The sequence below is a fragment of the Candidatus Cardinium sp. cBcalN2 genome, assembly GCF_022810445.1.
Classification (GTDB): domain Bacteria; phylum Bacteroidota; class Bacteroidia; order Cytophagales; family Amoebophilaceae; genus Cardinium.
Map to the genome: position 1 here is coordinate 1 of NZ_JAACGD010000180.1, position 1,371 is coordinate 1,371.

1 protein-coding gene is annotated in these 1,371 nt (G+C 37.4%); it reads right to left on the reverse strand.

What is annotated here, in order from left to right; translation table 11 throughout:
- Window positions 1-31: 31 nt before the first annotated feature.
- Window positions 32-1,084, reverse strand: a complete 1,053-nt coding sequence (locus tag MUW74_RS04210; protein WP_243553104.1) for a hypothetical protein — start codon at window positions 1,082-1,084, stop codon at window positions 32-34.
- Between the last annotated feature and the right edge of the window lie 287 nt (window positions 1,085-1,371).

Below are 1,371 nucleotides of genomic sequence, written 5' to 3' on the forward strand. Positions count from 1 at the left end.
CAACTACTACAATTTATTTTTATATTTTTTACTATCTGTTTCTACTAAGCCCATCTCTGTGGGTGTAAGGCTCAACTGCCTCTTTTTGTTCTTTCTCTTGCCCTCGCTCTTCCTCTTTATCTTCCTCTATCTCTTGCCCTGGCTCTTCCTCTTCCTGCGTCTGCTTGATAGATTCGTTATTTTCCTCCTGACTCGGTTCCTGCTGTGAGTGCGTCACTGTCTGGGGCATCGAGGCTTTTACTTGTTGTACCAAAGTTTCGTTTTCGTCTCCGATGTGTTCCTGCTCTGTTTGCATCGGATCAATTGGCGATGCAGGATCATCTATGCCCATCTCTTTAGGAATCTGCTGTAGTTGTTCGGGATTGTACACCTGGTGGGGCTCCAATATCTTTTTCTGGACAGCTTTTCTGCAGATAGGACAACCAGGGTTGTGCTCTCCCCACTGGTGGATGCACATAGCATTGCAATCATCTCCTTGTCTACATGATGGTTTTGCACACATACCATATTTTTCTTCATCTGGTTTTTCTGCCTGTTTATGCTCTTTTTCTGCAGAAGGACTAACGGCGTGAACCACACTGGTTTGATCGTGATCTTTTACTGTATCTATATTTGATCCTTCTGCTGTATAAGCGTCATCTGCTTTCAAATCATCCCCATCACTTGCTCTCTGATTATCTTTAGTCAAACCTTTTTGAGGTAGATACACGAAAATATTGTTTGTACTTGCCTGTGTTTCAGATAAATGGTCATATATATCTTTTTTTATTTTTATTCGATTAGCTGAAGAATCATCATAAGGCTCTTGCTCAAGGATATTAGGTCCCATTCCAGATAAATCATATGACCTATCTGGCTCATTTGACCAATTTTTATGACCTCTATTGGGGTCTACCTCTTGCTCTTTTTTTATTTCGGTTACATCAGGCGGATTATGCTCAGAGATAGGCTCATTTTGCTCGCTCGGCCAAACTTTCTCTTGTATCTTGTTTAAAAAACAAGCTCCCCCACTCAAAAACAGCATACCTAATAAGCCGAAAATACGACTCAGCTGTCTTGAATAAGATGTATGTTGCTTATACATGAATTGATCTGTATCTTGGTAAGTTTTACGATATTTTAGTTTTCTTAGTAACTTAAAGAATAGATCTTACTAAAAGATAGGTATTACTGGGTAATAGTGTATATATGTAAGAGCTACAGAAAACCCAAGTTTATGAAAAAAATAGTATTTTAGCAAATAAATTTTGAAAAATAAGATTGTATATAACAAGATAATGCTTTATTGAATAAAGATTCAAATCATTTAGAAATAAAACGGATGTCTATTCTAGATGTAAATTATATATTAACCTGAGTTCTGGATTAGAA